We start from the raw sequence: 18,516 nt of genomic DNA on the forward strand, positions 1-18,516 counted from the left end.
TGCCTCCCACTCCTGTGAATAAGCCCACGAACGCGATGAACGATCACTTCCGCCTGCAAGAGTGGTCCCCGCATTGCTCATACGTTCTTTGCGGGCCGTTCACGTCCTGAACGACTGTTCCCGGTCAAAGATCCACAAATCCCCACCCCCGGGAGCACGTTTCGTGGCAGCCCTCGCACGCTGGTGTGTCCGACGCCGCCTGGTCGCCGTTCTGCTGTGGCTCCTCGCTTTCGGCGGGGTGACCGCGGGCGCCGCCGTCGCCGGGGCCGCGTACTCGAACGACTACGAGGCCCCGGGCACCGAGTCCGGGCACGCCACCCAGCTGCTGCGGGACGGCTTCCCCGAACTCGGCGGCGACAGCGACACCGTGGTCTGGCACACCGCGTCCGGCACCGTCCGCGCCGCCGACGTCGAACAGACCATGACCCGCACCCTGAACGAGATCGCGGAACTGCCCGGCGTGGCCACCGTGATCAGCCCGTACGCCGGCCAGGGCGCGGCGCAGATCAGCGGCAACGGACGTACGGCCTACGCGACCGTCACCTTCGACGACCCGGCCGAGTCGATCGACAGGTCCGAGGCGCAGGCCGTCGTCGACACCGCCGAGTCGGCGCGGTCCGACGGGCTTCAGGTGGAGCTGGGCGGCAGTGCCATCGCGCTGACCGAGTCGTCCGGCGGGCACCTCGCGGAGATCGTCGGGGTGGCGGTCGCCGCGGTCGTGCTGTTCCTCGCCTTCGGCTCGCTCGCCGCCTCGCTGCTGCCCATCGCCACCGCGCTGGTGAGCGTCGGCACGGCGTACGCCGGGATCGTGCTGCTCGGGCATGTCATGACCGTGGCCGACTTCGCGCCCATGCTCGGCATGCTGATCGGGCTCGGCGTCGGCATCGACTACGCGCTCTTCATCGTGACCCGGCACCGCCGCGGTCTGAAACGCGGGCTGTCCGTCACCGAGTCGGTCACCAGCGCCGTCGCGACGACCGGGCGTGCGGTGGTCTTCGCGGGCGCCACGGTGTGCATCGCCCTGCTGGGCATGCTGATCCTTCGGCTGAACTTCCTCAACGGCGTCGCGATCGCCGCCTCGCTGACCGTGGTCCTCACGGTCGCCGCCGCCGTGACCCTGCTGCCCGCCCTGCTGTCCTTCATCGGCATGCGGGCGCTCAGCCGCCGTGAGCGCCGCAGGCTCGCCGAGCACGGTCCCGAGCCCGAGCTGCCGACCGGGTTCGCGGCCCGCTGGTCGGCCTTCGTGGAACGGCACCCCAAGAAGCTCGGCGCGGTCGCCCTCGCCGTGATCACGCTGCTCGCCCTGCCCACGCTCGGGCTGCGCCTGGGCACCTCCGACCAGGGCAACAACCCCGAGGCGACGACGACCAGGCAGGCGTACGACCTGCTCGCGGACGGTTTCGGACCCGGCGTCAACGGGCCGCTGACCCTTGTCACCGCCGTCGACGGAGCCGAGCAAAAGCTTGCCCTCGACAACCTCGACGCCACCCTCCGCGCCACCGAGGGCGTCGCGGCCGTCACGCCGGTGACCTACAGCTCCGGCGGCCACACCGCGTATCTCACCGTCGTCCCGCAGTCCTCGCCGCAGTCGCAGACGACCAGCGCCCTCGTCGACCGGCTGCGCACCGAGGTGCTGCCGCGTGCCGAGACGGGCACCTCGCTGGATGTGCACGTCGGCGGAGTGACGGCGGCCTACGACGACTTCGCCGAGGTCATCGTCGGCAAGCTGCCGCTGTTCGTGGGGGTCGTCGTCGGCCTCGGCTGTCTGCTGCTCCTGCTCGCCTTTCGGTCCGTCGGCATCCCGCTGAAGGCCGCCGCGATGAACGTGGCCGCCGTCGCCGCCGCGTTCGGCGTCGTCGTCGCGATCTTCCAGTGGGGGTGGGGGAGCGAGCTGCTGGGGCTGGGGCGGGCGGGACCGATCGAGCCGTTCCTGCCGGTCATCATGGTGTCCGTGCTGTTCGGCCTCTCCATGGACTACCAGGTCTTCCTGGTCAGCCGGATGTACGAGGAGTGGCTGGAGACCGGCGACAACCGGCGGGCCGTCCGGATCGGCCTCGCCGAGACCAGCCGGGTGATCAACTCCGCCGCCGTCATCATGATCTCGGTCTTCCTCGCCTTCGTGCTCAGCGGCGACCGCGTGATCGCCATGTTCGGCATCGCGCTGGCCGCCGCGGTCGCCCTCGACGCCTTCGTCCTGCGTACGTTGCTGGTGCCGGCCCTCATGCACCTGCTCGGCGGCGCCAACTGGTGGCTGCCGCGCCCGCTGGAGAAGTACCTCCCGCGCATCAGCATCGAGCCGCCCGAGTCCCGCGCCGCCCATGAGAGGCTCGCCGGCGTCGACGTCGTGGAGCAGCTGGAGAAGGAGCGGGATCAGGATGTACGCGATATCCCTGGGTGACGACGCCGAGCTGAGGCCCCTGGAGCCCTGGCACGCGGAGGAGTTCTTCGCGCACCTGGAGCGGGGCAGGGAGTTCATCGGGCGGTTCATCAACTTCGGGTCGCAGGAGACGGACGTGGAGTCCGCGCGCGCCATGCTCCAGCGGTACGCCGAGATGCGCGCCGCCGACACCCGCTCGCTGCACGGGCTGTGGCTGAACGGCAAGCTCGTGGGCGGCGTGCTGTTCCTCAACTTCGACGCCGCGAGCGGCAATTGCGAGGTCGGCTGCTGGCTGGAGCCCGCCGGGACCGGGCGTGGTCTGGTCACCCGGGCGATGCGCGTCCTCATCGACTGGGCGGTCGAAGAGCGCGGCATTCACCGGATCGAGTGGGTCGCCGCCTCGGGCAACCAGCCGAGCCTGAATGTGGCCCGGCGGCTCGGAATGACCCGCGACGGCACACGGCGGGAGGCGCACCCCTATGGTGGCGTAAGGCACGACCTGGAGGTGTGGTCGATCCTCGCCCCCGAATGGCGTGAAGCACGCGCGCGTGCCGCTGACAGCGATCATTAAGAGACTTCTCAGACAGGATCCGTACGGTGCGCAGCATGGGAACCAAGACAGACGACGAAACCGGTGTCGAGACGGGCACCGAGGCCACGACCGACGAGGAGAAGGTGGACGTCACCAAGGCCGACGAAGCGACCGGGACCGAGGCCGAGGGCACGGCCGAGCCGTCCGACATCGAGTCCGCCGAGGACGAGGACGGTGACGAGCTGCCCGTGGCGCAGGTGAAGGAGTCGTCCGGAGTGGGCCAGGGCGCCGGCGCCATCGTCGCCGCCGCGCTCGGCCTGGTCTCGCTGACCGGCAGCTGGGTCGGCACGGTGGCCTCGGCGCGTGTGGAGATCAACGGCCAGCTGGAGATGCAGGCCTCGCAGAGCGCGAGCGTCGCCACGCAGCTCCAGTCGGTCTACGGCGACGCCTGGGAGGCCACCGCGCTGTGGGCCGGGACCTTCGCGCTGGTCGCGCTGCTCGTCGGCGTCGCGGTCCTCGCCCGTCCGGCGTTCGGCGTCCCGGGCAAGCCGCAGCCGGTCTGGATCAAGTCGGTTTCCTGGGCGGGCGTCTCGCTCGGCGTCATCGGCCTGCTCCTCGCGGTCCTCAAGTACACCGGCGTCTGGCTCGGAGTGCCGTCCGCCGGCTGAACCACCGCAGGTCCTGAGGGGTCTTAGGGCATCCGTAAGCACCTTACGGAGTTCCTGGGGCCCCTCACGCACGTCTAAGGCACCGCCCACCGCCGAAGATGCGGAACTCTCCCGATGTGGCGGACCCCCCTGGCAGACGAAGGTAGAGGCATCGCGGAAAGCGAGACCCGAAACCGAGGCTCACCAGGGGAGACACCATGTACGAGTACGAGATGCAGCAGTTCCGCTCCGCCGAGCTCATCCGCCAGGCAGAGCAGGAGCGGCTGGCCCGCGAGGTCGTCCGCGCTCGCCGCGCCGCCCGCCGCGATGCGGCCCGGCGCACCGCCGAGCCGGACAGCCATACGCACCGCCCGCGCCGGCACCGGTTCGCCCGGGTCGCATGAGCGCGGGGGAGGGCGGTGGTGGAGGGGCCGTACCGACCAGCGGTACGGCCCTCGCTCGCACTCCGGCCCAGACCGCTGACGCGACGAGCACCCCGGAGAAAACCGGTGCCGCGTTGTCGGACCCCCGTGCGATGCTCGGGGCTGTGGAGACCAGGTCCGTAAGTCCCGTCTTCGTCGGCCGTGGTGACGAGCTGGACATGCTGAACGACGCGCTCGCCGGCGCCGCTGCTGGGGGCACCTCCCAGGCTATTGGCACTGGGGGAGAGCCGCAGGCGTTACTGATCGGCGGTGAGGCTGGGGTCGGCAAGACACGGCTCGTCGAGGAGTTCGCCACCGCGGCGTGCCGGCAGGGCGCGGTCGTCGCGCTCGGCGGCTGTGTCGAGATCGGCGCCGACGGACTGCCCTTCGCCTCCTTCTCCGCCGCCCTGCGCGCCCTGCGCCGCGCCCTGCCCGACGAACTGGCCGCGGCCGCCGCCGGACAGGAGGAGGAACTGGCCCGGCTGCTGCCCGAGCTGGGCGAGACATCCACCGCCCGGGCCACGGGCCGGGACGACGAGGAGGCCATGGCCCGCCTCTTCGAACTCACCGCACGCCTGCTGGAGCGCGTCGCCGCCGACCACACCGTCGTCGTCGCGCTGGAGGACCTGCACTGGGCCGACGCCTCCACCCGCCACCTCCTCGCCTACCTCTTCCGCACGCTGCGCACCGGCCGCCTCGTCGTCCTCGCCACCTACCGCTCCGACGACATCCACCGCCGCCATCCGCTGCGCCCCCTGCTCGCCGAACTCGACCGGCTGCGCACGGTCCGCCGTATCGAACTCGGCCGCTTCAGCCGCGAGGAAGTGAGCCGCCAGATCGCCGGCATCCTCGCCGCCGAGCCCGATCCCGCCCAGGTCGACGAGATCTTCCAGCGCTCCGACGGCAATGCCTTCTTCGTGGAGGAACTCGCCGTCTCCGCCGCCGAGGGCTGTCGCACCGGGCTCACGGACTCCCTGCGCGATCTGCTCCTGGTCCGGGTCGAGGGCCTGCCCGAGAGCGCCCAGCGCGTCGCCCGGATCGTCGCCGAAGGCGGCTCCGCCGTGGAGTACCGGCTGCTCGCCGCCATCGCCGGGCTCGCCGAGGACGACCTGATCGAGGCCTTGCGGGCCGCCGTGAACGCCAACATCCTCAGCGCCGCCCCCGACAGGGACGGCTTCCGCTTCCGTCACTCCCTGGTCCGCGAGGCCGTCGGCGACGATCTGCTGCCCGGCGAGCGCTCCCGGCTCAACCGCCGCTACGCCGAAGCCCTGGAGGCCGACCCCACGCTGGTCCCCGCCGACGAGCGGGTCATGCGCCTGGCCAGCTACTGGTACCACGCCCATGACGCCGCCAAGGCCCTGCCCGCTGTCCTCGCCGCCTCCGTCACGGCCCGCCGCCGGCACGCCTACTCCGAACAACTGCGGCTGCTGGAACGGGCGATGGAGCTGTGGGACACCGCCCCCGCGGAGATCCGGGCCACGCTGCGCCCCGTCGACTACACCGAGGTCTATCCACCCTGCGGCTGCGACCCCGCCACCACCCCGCTGCGCTCCCTCGACCTGATGGCCGAGGCCGCCGTCGCCGGGCGGCTGTGCGGGGAGCGGGAACGCGCCCTGAAGATCACCAAGCGAGCCATTCGGCTGCTGGAGGACGAGGGAGACTCCCTGCGCGCCGCCTGGTTCTGGAACCAGCGGGCCCGGCTGATCCAGGCCCTCGGCCGCGGCGACGGATGGCAGGAACTGGCCACCGCCCAGAGCCTGGTACGCGGCCTGCCGCCCTCCGAAGTGCATGCCGAGGTCCTCTCCTCGGTCGCCAACTGGTCGATGCTGCACAACCCGGGCCCCGACGCGCTCACCGCCGCCGAACGCGCCGTGGAGTACGCCCGCATGGTCGGCGCCCGCGACATCGAGATGAACGCACGGCTGACCCTCGGCGGGCTCATGGTCGACTCCGGTGACATCGAGCCCGGCCTGGCCCAGGTGTACCGGGTCAAGGAGCAGGTGGCCACGCTCGGCGACGTCTCCGTGATGGGCCGCGCCTTTGTGAACCTGCCCTCCCACCTGGAAGGCATAGGCCGCTCGCAGGAGGCCGTCGCCGTGCTCCAGGAAGGCGTCGATTTCGCCCGGGGACTGGGCCTGCCGGACACCGAGGCCTGGGTGTGGGGCAACCTCGCCGACTCCCTCCACTCTCTGGGCCGGTGGACCGAGGCCGCCGAAGCCGCCGACGCCTCGGAGCGCGTCGGCCAGAGCGCCAGGCCCCGCGGCTTCCGCGCCAAGACCCATGCCCTGCTCGCACTCGCCCGCGGTGACCTGGCCGAGGCCGGCCGCCAACTGTCCGCGGCCCGCGGCCACTTCGGCACCCACGACAAGGTGCCCCAGCACGAGCTGCCGCTGGTCCGCCTCGCGATCGGCATCGCCGTCGCCGAGGGCCGCCTCCTCGACGCCCGCGCCGAAACTGAGCGCGTCCTGGACACCGGCTTCCCACCCGGCACCCAGCGCTACGCCTGGCCCGTGCTCCTCATCGCCGCGACCGCGGAGGCCGACGCACGCGGCCTGCCCACCGTCGATGCGGGCCGGTCCGAGATCCTCGACCGCATCCGCACCGCCGCCAAGTCCCTGGCTGCGAACGTCCCCGTGTGGCAGGCGTACGAACGCTGGGTCCGCGCCGAACTGCTGCGGGCCGAGGCGCGCAGCACCCCGGACGACTGGTCCGAGGTCGTCGCCGCCTTCGAATGCCTCGACCGGCCCTACGATCTCGCCCGCGTCCGGTACCGCCTCGCCGAGGCCCTGCTGCCGTCCGGCGGCGAGGACGAACGCGACCGGGCCGCCGAGCTGCTCCGTCTCGCCCATGCCGTCGCCGACCACCTCGGCGCCCGCTCACTGGCCGACGCGACCGCCCTGCTCGCCCAGCGCGCCCGCCTCCCCCTGACCCACACCCCCGCCCAGCAGCTCGCCCCCGCCGACCCCGCCGACGCCCTCGGCCTCACCGGCCGGGAACGCGACGTCCTGCGCCTGGTCTCCGCCGGCCGCACCAACCGCCAGATCGCCGAGGAACTCTTCATCTCCCCGAAAACCGCCAGCGTCCACGTCTCCAACATCCTGTCCAAACTCGACGTCTCGGGCAGGGGAGAGGCGGCGGCGGTGGCGCATCGGCTGGGGTTGTTCGCCCCCGACCTCACCTCGGCTCCGGCGGCGAGGTGAGGCGCACCATGCCCGGTTCACGGCGACGGGAAGTCGCTCTCGCGCCCCACCCCCGGTATGCGGTGCGGCGTACGCTGCAAGGGACCGGCAGGAGGCGCCGTGTTCAACATGTTCGAGGAGCTCTTTGCTCCGGGCCGCAAGCACACCCGTGACGAGCAGAACCGGCTGGAGCTGACCCGGGAGGATGTCGGGGACGGGGATCCGGGGCGCGGGCCGATAGATCTTGCGTCCGGGAAGGTCGTCGTACGGCAGCCGACGGCGGAGGAGGACGACGCGGAGTCCGCCGCCGGGGAGTGAGAGGCGGGCCTACTTCACCTGCACCTCCAGGATCCGGTCGTCGCCGCCGGACGGGGAGCCGCGCCCGTCGGTCTCGCTGGTCACCAGCCACAGCTTGTCGCCGCCCGCTGAGACCACCGTGCGCAGTCGGCCGTACTCGCCTTCGAGGAAGGCCTGGGGGTCGGCCGAGGCCTCCGTGCCCTTCAGGGGGACGCGCCAGAGGCGTTCTCCCTTCAGGCCCGCCATCCAGACGGAGCCCTCGGCGTAGGCGATGCCGCTGGGGGAGGCGTCGTCCGTGCCCCACTGGGCTATGGGGTTGTGGTAGGCGGAGTTGTCGGACTTGCCCTCGGCCTCCGGCCAGCCGTAGTTGTCGCCCGGCTTGATCGCGTTCAGCTCGTCCCAGGTGTCCTGGCCGAACTCCGCGGCGAACAGGCGCTGTTTGGAGTCCCAGGCGAGACCCTGCACATTGCGGTGGCCGTAGGAGTAGACGGGCGAGTTCGAGAACGGGTTGCCCGGCGCCGGGTCGCCCTCCGGGGTCAGGCGGAGGATCTTGCCGCCGAGGGATTCCTTGTCCTGGGACAGGCCTTTCTCACCGCTCTCGCCCGTGCCCGCGTACAGCATCTTGTCCGGGCCGAAGGCGATCCGGCCGCCGTTGTGGATGAAGCCCTTGGGGATGCCCCGGAAGATCGTGTCGGGCGCGCCGAGCTGCTCGCCGGACGGCTTCCCCTCCTCGTACAGCATGCGGACGATGCGGTTGTCCGAGGCGGAGGTGAAGTATGCGTAGACCATGTGGTCCGAGGCGTAGTCCGGGGAGAGCGCGAGGCCCATGAGGCCGCCCTCTCCCGCCGGGGACACCCCGGGCACCTCGCCCAGCTCGGTCTTCTTGCCCGTTTCCGTGTCGACCCGGGTGATCGTGGCCTCGTCGCGTGAGGAGACCAGCAGGTCGCCGTCGGGGAGCGGGGCCAGGCCCCACGGGGTGTTCAGGTCCTCGGTGACCGTGCGCACGACCTTCACCGAGCCCTTCGCGGGCGGGGTCGCCTCGGCGGCCTGTCCCGAGGGCGAGGACTGCGGGCTCGTACCACCCGCTGACGCGCTCTCCTCGCCGGCCGACGATCCCGAGCCACCGTCGTCGGACGAGCAGCCGGCCGTCAGCAGGAGTGTGGCCGCGGCCAATACGGCCGCCACAGCTCGATGTTGCACGATCATGGTCCCTTCGACGCGGCGAGTTCTACTTGTCATACACCGCTCGCGCCCCACAGGTTCCCGATCAACCAATCCCGAATCACCGCCCGGCCGACCAAGCTCCGGACATCGGCACCAGCACATCCCGAAACGTCCGCACCCGACGTTGGCGACCCGACGTCCGCAACCCGGCGTCCGTAACCCCGCCGTTTTCAGTCCCAGGACCCCTGTGCCCCCGGCAGCTCCGCCACCTCCGCCAGGTCCCGCACCGTGAGCCCCACCCCGGCCGCCGCCGCGTTCTCCGCCACCCAGCGCTCCTGCTTGGCGCCCGGTACCGCGACCACATGCCGTCCCTGGGCCAGCACCCACGCCAGGGAAACCTGGGCGGGCGTGATGTCCTCGCCGTGGCGGTGTGCCACCCGGCGCAGACCGGCCACAATCGGCTGGTTCGCGGCCATCATCTCGGCCGTGAAGCGGGGGTGACGGGCCCGGACGTCGTCCGGTTCGAAGCCCTCGCCGGGGGTCAGCGTGCCGGTCAGGAAGCCGTTGCCGAGCGGCATCGCCGCCAGGAAACCGACGCCGCGCGCCTCGCACCACGGCAGCAGTGTCTCCAGCGACTCCGGCGACCACACCGACAGCTCCGCCTGCACCGCGCTCACCGGGAAGACCTGCTGCACCCGCTGCAGCTGTCGGACCGTCGCGTCGTGCAGCCGGGCCCCCGGCCGCCGCCCGGAGCGCGCGCCCACCGCGCACAGCCCCAACGCCCGCACCTTTCCGGCCTGGACCAGCTCCGCCATCGCGCCCCAGGTCTCCTCGACCGGAACCTCCGGGTCCGCTCGGTGCAGCTGGTAGAGGTCGATGTAGTCGGTTTGCAGTCGCCGCAGCGACGCGTCGCACGCCCGCTTCACATAGCCCGGCCGCCCGTTGGCCACCACGTGCTGCTCGCCGACCAGCAGGCCGACCTTCGTCGACACGAAGGCGTCCTCGCGGCGCTCCTTCAGCACCCGCCCCAGCAGCAGCTCATTGGTGAACGGGCCGTACATATCGGCCGTGTCGAGCAGGTTCGAGCCCAGATCGAGCGCCCGGTGCACGGCCCTGAGCGACTCGTCGCCCCGCTGCCGCGAGCCGCTGTACGCCCAGCTCATCGGCATGCACCCGAGTCCGACGGCCCCCACCACGAGCGCCGCCGCACCGATCGTCCTGCGCTCCACCTGCCCGTAACCCTCCCTCTCCCGAGCCCCCAACCTAACCTCTGCGCCCTCGCACCCCTGACCTAGGGCCTGCCCGGCGGATCCTGCCGGAGACGCGGGGCATGGCACGCACATCTGCCGCGTTGTCGTCAGTCGCCATGGCTCAGCCATGACTCCCTCCTCCGCCTTGCAGCTGCACGCTCCCCCACGCTCGAACCGGCTTCGCTCGGCTCGCGCGGGAGGTACCCCCATCGCCCCGCTCACCTGCGCCGATCAGGCACCGCCGCTTTCCTCCGACCGGATCCGCCGGACAGGCCCTAGCCTCCTGGCATGACTGCTGACGTGTGGCTGCCCATCCCGCCGGAAGAGATCGAAGGGCTCCCGGAAGGGCCGAACTACCGTTTCTGGGACGGTGGTGAGGACTTCCCCGCGGACCCTGCCGACTGCGTCTACTACGTGGTGCCCTATATGAAGGCGCCCGCGATCGGACAGCGCCCACTGCCTGAGATGACGTCCGTCCAGGTCGTGCAGACCCTGTCCGCCGGTATTGACCACGTCGAGTCGGGGCTGAGGCACCTGCGTCCCGGCGTACGGCTGTGCAACGCGCGCGGGGTACATGAAGCGAGCACCGCCGAGCTCACGCTCACCCTGATCCTCGCCTCACTGCGCGGTGTCCCCGACTTCGTGCGGGCGCAGGAACGGGGCGAATGGCTCGGCGGGTTCCGGCCGGCGCTGGCCGACAAGAACGTGCTCATCGTGGGATACGGCTCGATCGGCGCCGCCATCGAGGACCGGCTCGCGCCTTTTGAGCTCGCGCGGGTGGCGCGCGTCGCGCGCTCTGAGCGCACCACGGCGCGCGGCCTGGTGCACCCGCTCACCGAACTGCCCGCCCTGCTGCCCGAGGCGGATGTCGTCATCCTGTCCACGCCCCTGACCGAAAACACCCGCCACCTGGTCAACTCCGACTTCCTGGCCCGGATGAAGGACGGCGCGCTCCTCGTCAACGTCGCCCGCGGCGCGGTCGTCGACACCAAAGCCCTGCTCGCCGAAGTGGAGAGCCGCCGCATCAGCGCCGCCCTCGACGTCACCGACCCCGAACCGCTGCCCCGCGAACACCCCCTGTGGCGCGCGCCCGGCGTGCTCATCAGCCCCCACGTCGGCGGGCCCACATCCGCCTTCCTGCCGCGCGCCAAGCGGCTTCTCACGGACCAGTTGAGCCGTTTCGTGAACCACGAGCCGCTGCGGAACGTGATCCTTACGACAGGCGCGACCGGCATACGGCCGACGGATGCCGCGAGCGCACAGGAGCCGGACGAAACGGGCATGTAATCCGATTCGAGTACCCTCCGCAGTCCTTCGAAAGCGGTACGTGCCCACATCGCCGCTGGTCGTCACGGAGCGTAGAGAAGCTATGTCCCTGAGTGACGAGACTGGTGTATCGTCCCGACAGGGGATGCGCCGCGCACCGTTCGGCGCCGGGGATGGACATTTCAGACTGTGAGGGGGGCGACGGGCGATGCACGGCCTATGGACGAACGATCCGACGCGGCGAGGCCGCCGGCGGCGACCCTGGGGCACCGCCGCGCGCAGACGCGGCCATCACGTCAATCACCACAGCCATCACCACCGCACGCACAGCAGCCACAGGAGGCATGCGCACCCGGCGCACCGGGACCCCCGGGACCCCGGAGCGGCGCGGACCGGGAGGGCCCGGTGACCTCGCCGCTGCCCACCACGACCACCCTCGACGGAGCGCTGCGCGCGCGGCGCCCGGCGCGGGCGCTGCTGGCCCGGCCACCGTCCCCCGGCGGCGGGTCGCGCCCGGTCCTCCAACTGTCACTGGCCCTGGTGTGCGCGGGATACGCCGTCGGTTCCGCGCTCGGCTGGGGCTCGCGCCAAGTCGCGCTGATCATGGGCGACTTCGGTCTGAGCGCCGCGGCGGCCGCCGCGGCCGTGTCCTGCTTTCTCTACGCCCGAAGCCGGCGCATCCGGTTTCGGCCCGCCTGGCTGCTGTTCGCACTCTCCTCGGCGATGGCAGCCCTCGGCAACCTGGTCTGGGGGTGGTACGAGGTGATCCTCGGACAGCCCGTGCCCAGCCCCAGCTACGCCGACCTGTTCTTCCTCTGCTTCGCACCGCCCGCCATCGTGGGCCTGCTGGTCCTCGCCAAACGGCCGGTGACGAAGGCGGGCTGGGTCTGCCTGGGCCTAGACGCCTGGCTGATCGGCGGCTCGCTGCTGACGCTGTCGTGGAGCCTCGCGCTCGCCCAGGCGGCGAAGTCCGAGGGATCGAGCGTGGCGCACACCGCGCTGTCGCTGGCCTACCCGCTGCTGGACATCGCCCTGGTCAGCATGGTGCTCGCGCTGCACTTCCGGCGCTCCTCGGGCAACCGCACCGCCGTGAACACCGCGATCGGCGCGCTCGCCCTGACCGTGATGTGCGACGCCCTGTTCACCTCACCGCTGCTCCACCACACCTACCGTTCCGGCCAGTTGCTGGACGCGGGATGGTTCGCCGGCTCGCTGCTCCTGGCTTACGCCCCCTGGTCCGCACCGCGGCACGGGCAACCGGAGGACGAGGGGCACACGCGCGTGGTGCACGAGCACCTGCCCGGACAGCGTGGCGGCGGCCACCACCACACACCTCCGCAGGGAGGTGATCACAGCCGGTATCCGGCCGCCCGGCCCATCGCCGGTTCGCTGGCCGCCCTCACGCCGTATCTCGCCGCCGCGGTCTGCACCCTGGGGATCCTCTACAACGTCCTCAACGGCCGCAGCGTCGACCGCGTGGTGCTCCTCACCGGCGGCACGGTCGTGCTCGCCCTCGTGGTGCGCCAGGGCATCATGCTGCTCGACAACATCACCCTCACCCAGGAACTGGCGCAGAAGGAGAACCACTTCCGCTCCCTGGTGCAGGGCTCAAGCGACGTCATCATGATCGCCGCACCCAACGGCATCCTCCGGTACGTCTCCCCGGCCGCCGCCGGGGTCTACGGCCGTCCCGCCGAGGACCTCGTGGGTACGGAACTGGCCGATCTCATCCACCCGGAGGATCTGGGCTGCGTGGTGCACGAGGTGCGCCGCTTCCTCGCCGCCAGCCCGCTCGAAGAACCCACCACGCGCATCGAGTGCCGCTTCAGGGCCGGGGGTGGGGGTACCTCCCGCTCGAGCGAAGCCGAGAGTGGGGGAGGCTGGCTCAATGTCGAGTCCACCGTCAACCGCCACCACGGCGGCCTGATCTTCAACAGCCGGGACGTGACCGAAAGAGTGCGCCTGCAGGCGCAGCTCCAGCACAACGCGGAACACGACCCGCTCACCGACCTGCCCAACCGCGCCCTGTTCACCCAGCGCGTCCAGCAGGCCCTGTCCGGCCGGCGCGCCTCCGACCGGGGTGCCGCACTCGCCGGTACGGCCGTCCTCTTCATCGACCTCGACGGCTTCAAGGCGGTCAACGACACGATCGGGCACCAGGCCGGGGACGAACTGCTCGTCCAGGCCGCCCGCAGACTCCAGGACGGCGTCCGCCAGGGCGACACCGCGGCCCGCCTGGGCGGCGACGAGTTCGCGGCCCTGATCGTCGGGGACGGTACCCGTGACCGCGCCTCCCGCGAACGTCACATACTGGAGCTCGCCGACCGCCTCAGGGCCACGCTCTCGCAGCCGTATCTCATCGACGGCAACGATGTCCGGGTCAACGCGTCCATCGGCGTCGCCTTCGCGGAGGCGGGCCTGGGCGCGGGCGAGATCCAGCGCAACGCCGACCTGGCCATGTACCGCGCCAAGGCGGCCGGCAAGGGCCGCGTGGAGTTGTACGCGCCGCAGATGCAGCAGGACGTCGTACGGAAGGCGGAGCTGGCCACGCGTCTGCGGGCCGCGCTGCACGACGGCGAGTTCGCGCTGCTGCACCAACCCGTCGTCTGTCTCGAGAACGGCCGGATCACATCGGTCGCCGCCCAGGCGCGCTGGCGCTCCTCGCAGGGGGTGCTGTTCACCCCGGCCGAGTTCCTCAGGGTGGCCGAGGACAGCGACAAGACGCAGGAGCTGGGTCGCTGGGTGCTCGAGGAGGCCGTCGAGCAGGCCGCCGAGCGGGCCACGACGGGGTCGGCTGTCCCGGTGACCGTACGGGTGAGTGCCCGGCGGCTGCTGGACCGCTCGATGCCGCTCGGCTCGATCGAGGCGCTGCTCACCCGGCACGGGCTGCCGTCCGGGGCGCTGGTGATCGAGCTGGCGGACACCGATCCGCGGGTGTCCCTGGACGAGCTGGAGCGACGCCTTGGGGTGTTGCACCGGCTGGGTGTCCGGATCGCGCTCGACGGCTTCGGCAGCGGATACGGGGCGATCACCGCGCTCAGGCGGCTCCCCGTCGACGTACTGAAACTCGACCGCTCCCTGGTCGAGGGCGTTGTCGAGTCGGCTCGGCTGCACAAGATCACCAGTGGGCTGCTGCGGATCGCCGGTGATCTGGGGCTGCAGTCCGTGGCGGACGGCGTGGACCTTCCGGAGCAGGTCGTGGCCCTGCGCGCGATGGGCTGCACCCATGGGCAGGGCATGGCGTTCTCCGGTCCGCTGGACGAGTACCGGTTGCGCAGAGCACTGGCTTCCGGCCACTATCCGGTCCCGCACGGCCCGGCGGAGCCCGCGTTCGCGGGTGGGGGCTCAGGGGTGTACACCGGTGGTGGTGTGCCCGCTGTTCTCGGAGGCGGCAGTGCCCTTCGTTCACATAATGAGACTCCCGTCCCACCACCTTGACATGCGGTGCGTGCCGGGGGGAGGGTCAGTGCCATGCGCACCCGAATTCTCGTACTTGGACAGCGCGTCGGCTGAAGCTGAGCCCCAGACCGCTCAGCGACCCCTCCCGGCGCGCTCCCCTCGCTTGCCTTATGGCACGAGGGGTTTTTTGTTGCACAGGCACCTGTCGTACAGCAGCCGCACACCGCACGAACTTCGCAAAAACCCTCAGCATCGAGAAGAGAATGCCGATGACCGAGCAGGCCACCGGGGCCCATCATCCGCAGCCGCGGCCCCGTTCCGGAGGACACCCGTCCGCCCCTGAGCAGATGACGGGTGCGCAGTCCCTCATCCGCTCTCTCGAGGAGGTCGGCGCCGACACGGTATTCGGCATTCCCGGCGGCACCATCCTGCCGGCGTACGACCCGATGATGGACTCCAAGCTGGTGCGGCACGTGCTGGTCCGTCACGAGCAGGGCGCCGGCCACGCGGCCACCGGTTACGCGCAGGCCACCGGCAAGGTCGGGGTGTGCATGGCGACGTCCGGGCCGGGCGCCACCAACCTGGTCACCCCGATCGCGGACGCGCACATGGACTCCGTGCCGCTGGTCGCGATCACCGGGCAGGTCGTGTCCAAGGCGATCGGTACGGACGCCTTCCAGGAGGCGGACATCGTCGGCATCACCATGCCGATCACCAAGCACAGCTTCCTGGTCACCAAGGCGGAGGACATCCCCCGGGCGATCGCGCAGGCGTTCCACATCGCCTCCACCGGCCGTCCGGGACCGGTCCTGGTCGACATCCCCAAGGACATCCTCCAGGCGAAGACCACCTTCTCCTGGCCGCCCACCATGGACCTGCCCGGCTACCGGCCCGTCACCAAGCCGCACGCCAAGCAGATCCGCGAGGCCGCCAAGCTGATCACCCAGGCCAAGCGGCCCGTCCTGTACGTCGGCGGCGGCGTCATCAAGGCGCATGCCACCGCCGAGCTGAAGGTCCTCGCGGAACTCACCGGAGCGCCCGTCACCACCACCCTGATGGCGCTCGGCGCATTCCCCGACAGTCACGAGCTGCACGTGGGAATGCCGGGCATGCACGGTGCGGTCACCGCCGTCACCGCGCTGCAGAAGGCCGACCTGATCGTCGCCCTCGGCGCCCGCTTCGACGACCGCGTCACCGGCAAGCTCGACAGCTTCGCCCCGTACGCCAAGATCGTCCACGCCGACATCGACCCGGCCGAGATCGGCAAGAACCGCGCCGCCGACGTGCCGATCGTCGGTGACGCCCGCGAGGTCATCGCCGATCTGGTCCAGGCCGTGCAGAGGGAGCACAGCGAGGGCAACACCGGCGACTACAGCGCCTGGTGGAAGGACCTGAACCGCTGGCGCGAGACCTACCCGCTGGGCTACGAGCAGCCCGACAACGGCTCGCTCTCCCCGCAGCAGGTCATCCAGCGCATCGGCCAACTCGCGCCGCAGGACACGATCTTCGCCGCGGGCGTGGGCCAGCACCAGATGTGGGCCGCGCACTACATCGAGTACGAGCAGCCCGCGACCTGGCTCAACTCCGGCGGCGCCGGGACGATGGGCTACGCGGTCCCGGCCGCGATGGGCGCCAAGGCCGGAGCCCCGGACCGCACGGTCTGGGCGATCGACGGCGACGGCTGCTTCCAGATGACCAATCAGGAGCTCACCACCTGCGCCCTGAACAACATCCCGATCAAGGTCGCCATCATCAACAACGGTGCCCTCGGGATGGTCCGCCAGTGGCAGACCCTCTTCTACAACCAGCGCTACTCCAACACGGTGCTGCACAGCGGCCCGGAGGCGGACGGCAAGCAGCCGAGCGCCGGCACCCGCGTCCCGGACTTCGTGAAGCTGTCCGAGGCCATGGGCTGCTACGCGATCCGCTGCGAGGACCCGGCCGACCTCGACAAGGTCATCGAGGAGGCGAACTCGATCAACGACCGCCCGGTCGTCGTCGACTTCATCGTCCACGAGGACGCGATGGTGTGGCCGATGGTCGCCGCCGGCACCTCCAACGACGAGATCATGGCCGCCCGGGACGTCCGCCCCGACTTCGGCGACAACGAAGACGACTGAGCGAGAGAGACGTAAAAAGACCATGTCCAAGCACACGCTCTCCGTCCTGGTGGAGAACACGCCGGGCATCCTCGCCCGGATCGCCGCCCTGTTCTCCCGCCGCGGCTTCAACATCGACTCGCTCGCGGTCGGCGTCACCGAACACCCCGACATCTCCCGCATCACCATCGTGGTGGGCGTCGAGGACCTGCCGCTCGAGCAGGTGACCAAGCAGCTCAACAAGCTCGTCAACGTGCTGAAGATCGTTGAACTGGAACCCGGTTCGGCCGTTCAGCGCGAACTCGTTCTGGTGAAGGTGCGCGCCGACAACGAAACGCGCTCCCAGATCGTCGAGATCGTCCAGCTGTTCCGCGCCAAGACCGTCGACGTCTCCCCGGAGGCCGTCACCATCGAGGCCACCGGCAGCGGCGAGAAGCTGTCCGCCATGCTCAAGATGCTGGAGCCGTACGGCATCAAGGAGCTGGTCCAGTCCGGCACGATCGCGATCGGCCGCGGTGCGCGCTCGATCACGGACCGGTCGCTGCGCGCCCTGGACCGCTCGGCATAACGACGGACACGGGCGGCCGGCAGGCACCGGCCGCCCGTATACCGAGACCCGCGAACTTCCCTTCAGCCCGCCGTCATACGGTGGGACGCGACACCTGCACACAAGGAGAGAACCCAAAGTGGCCGAGCTGTTCTACGACGCCGACGCCGACCTGTCCATCATCCAGGGCCGCAAGGTCGCGGTCATCGGTTACGGCAGCCAGGGCCACGCCCACGCGCTGTCGCTCCGTGACTCGGGTGTCGACGTCCGGGTCGGTCTGCACGAGGGCTCCAAGTCCAAGGCGAAGGCCGAGGAGCAGGGGCTGCGCGTGGTGACCCCGGCCGAGGCCACCGCCGAGGCCGACGTGATCATGATCCTGGTCCCGGACCCGATCCAGGCCCAGGTCTACGAGGAGTCCATCAAGGACAACCTCAAGGACGGCGACGCCCTGTTCTTCGGCCACGGCCTGAACATCCGCTTCGACTTCATCAAGCCGCCGGCCGGCATCGACGTCTGCATGGTCGCCCCCAAGGGCCCCGGCCACCTGGTGCGTCGCCAGTACGAGGAGGGCCGCGGCGTTCCGTGTATCGCGGCCGTCGAGCAGGACGCGACCGGCAACGCCTTCGCGCTGGCCCTGTCGTACGCCAAGGGCATCGGTGGCACCCGCGCCGGTGTCATCAAGACGACGTTCACCGAGGAGACCGAGACCGACCTGTTCGGTGAGCAGGCCGTTCTCTGCGGTGGTACGGCCGCGCTGGTCAAGGCCGGTTTCGAGACGCTGACCGAGGCGGGCTACCAGCCGGAGATCGCGTACTTCGAGTGCCTGCACGAGCTGAAGCTGATCGTGGACCTCATGTACGAGGGCGGCCTGGAGAAGATGCGCTGGTCCGTCTCCGAGACCGCCGAGTGGGGCGACTACGTCACCGGCCCGCGGATCATCACGGACGCGACCAAGGCCGAGATGAAGAAGGTCCTCGCGGAGATCCAGGACGGCACCTTCGCGCGTGAGTGGATGGCTGAGTACCACGGCGGTCTGAAGAAGTACAACGAGTACAAGCAGCAGGACGCGGAGTCCCTGCTGGAGACCACCGGCAAGGAACTGCGCAAGCTCATGTCGTGGGTGAACGACGAAGAGGCGTGAGCCGAGCGCTCCGCGACGGTGCCGCCGGTTTCGGGGTGCCGTCGCGGGGCTCTGCCCCGGACCCCGCTCCTCAAACGCCGGAGGGGCTGATTGTGTGGCCACCCACGTCCGGGTGATCCTTCCCCAGAGCCGTAAGACGACTTCCGCCGCAGCACTACACTGCCGTACTACATACGCGTCAGGCCCACAGCGTCGT

The 18,516-nt window shown here is 70.7% G+C and carries 13 protein-coding genes; 11 read left to right on the forward strand and 2 right to left on the reverse strand.

All coding sequences use genetic code 11. The annotated features are described in order from the left end of the window. Positions 1-163: 163 nt before the first annotated feature. From KCH48_RS26725 to KCH48_RS26750, 6 genes are all read left to right on the forward strand, one after another. Positions 164-2,398, forward strand: a complete 2,235-nt coding sequence (locus KCH48_RS26725) for an MMPL family transporter (RefSeq protein WP_210577301.1) — start codon at positions 164-166, stop codon at positions 2,396-2,398. Then, entirely contained in the window at positions 2,376-2,948 is a 573-nt protein-coding gene (locus tag KCH48_RS26730) for a GNAT family N-acetyltransferase (RefSeq protein ID WP_210577302.1), read from the forward strand. Before KCH48_RS26725 ends, KCH48_RS26730 begins: the two co-directional genes overlap by 23 nt. Positions 2,949-2,983: 35 nt before the next feature. Beyond that, on the forward strand, positions 2,984-3,577 hold the full coding sequence (locus KCH48_RS26735; protein WP_210577303.1) for a hypothetical protein: 594 nt from the start codon (positions 2,984-2,986) through the stop codon (positions 3,575-3,577). Between the two features lie 197 nt (positions 3,578-3,774). After that, a complete protein-coding gene (locus KCH48_RS26740) occupies positions 3,775-3,960 on the forward strand; it encodes a hypothetical protein (RefSeq protein WP_210577304.1) in 186 nt (61 codons plus the stop codon). 131 nt (positions 3,961-4,091) lie between these two features. Next, positions 4,092-7,178: a helix-turn-helix transcriptional regulator gene (locus KCH48_RS26745; RefSeq protein ID WP_210577537.1), complete on the forward strand. Its 3,087-nt coding sequence runs from the start codon at positions 4,092-4,094 to the stop codon at positions 7,176-7,178. Positions 7,179-7,277: 99 nt separating this feature from the next. Further along, a complete protein-coding gene (locus KCH48_RS26750) occupies positions 7,278-7,475 on the forward strand; it encodes a DUF6191 domain-containing protein (RefSeq protein ID WP_210577305.1) in 198 nt (65 codons plus the stop codon). A 9-nt stretch (positions 7,476-7,484) separates the two neighbouring features. Here the strand turns inward: KCH48_RS26750 and KCH48_RS26755 are convergent, their stop codons facing one another. Together KCH48_RS26755 and KCH48_RS26760 are read right to left on the reverse strand one after the other, a co-directional pair. After that, positions 7,485-8,693, reverse strand: coding sequence for a sorbosone dehydrogenase family protein (locus KCH48_RS26755; RefSeq protein WP_210577306.1), 1,209 nt, complete (start codon positions 8,691-8,693; stop codon positions 7,485-7,487). A gap of 155 nt (positions 8,694-8,848) precedes the next feature. Further along, positions 8,849-9,847: an aldo/keto reductase gene (locus KCH48_RS26760; protein ID WP_210577307.1), complete on the reverse strand. Its 999-nt coding sequence runs from the start codon at positions 9,845-9,847 to the stop codon at positions 8,849-8,851. A 309-nt stretch (positions 9,848-10,156) separates the two neighbouring features. Between KCH48_RS26760 and KCH48_RS26765 the strand changes: the two genes are divergently transcribed. The 5 genes from KCH48_RS26765 (at position 10,157) to ilvC (ending at position 18,320) form a co-directional block, all read left to right on the forward strand. Further along, positions 10,157-11,155, forward strand: coding sequence for a 2-hydroxyacid dehydrogenase (locus tag KCH48_RS26765; RefSeq protein ID WP_210577308.1), 999 nt, complete (start codon positions 10,157-10,159; stop codon positions 11,153-11,155). Between the two features lie 384 nt (positions 11,156-11,539). Beyond that, positions 11,540-14,572, forward strand: a complete 3,033-nt coding sequence (locus tag KCH48_RS26770; RefSeq protein WP_210577309.1) for a bifunctional diguanylate cyclase/phosphodiesterase — start codon at positions 11,540-11,542, stop codon at positions 14,570-14,572. 224 nt (positions 14,573-14,796) lie between these two features. Further along, the gene (locus KCH48_RS26775; protein WP_210577310.1) at positions 14,797-16,653 is read left to right on the forward strand and encodes an acetolactate synthase large subunit; all 1,857 of its coding nucleotides are present in this window, start codon (positions 14,797-14,799) and stop codon (positions 16,651-16,653) included. 22 nt (positions 16,654-16,675) lie between these two features. Next, entirely contained in the window at positions 16,676-17,200 is a 525-nt protein-coding gene (gene ilvN / locus KCH48_RS26780) for an acetolactate synthase small subunit (RefSeq protein WP_062708926.1), read from the forward strand. Positions 17,201-17,318: 118 nt separating this feature from the next. Continuing rightward, a complete protein-coding gene (gene ilvC, locus KCH48_RS26785) occupies positions 17,319-18,320 on the forward strand; it encodes a ketol-acid reductoisomerase (RefSeq protein ID WP_210577311.1) in 1,002 nt (333 codons plus the stop codon). Positions 18,321-18,516: the final 196 nt, after the last annotated feature.

Source organism: Streptomyces sp. GESEQ-4 (assembly GCF_017948455.1).
Classification (GTDB): domain Bacteria; phylum Actinomycetota; class Actinomycetes; order Streptomycetales; family Streptomycetaceae; genus Streptomyces.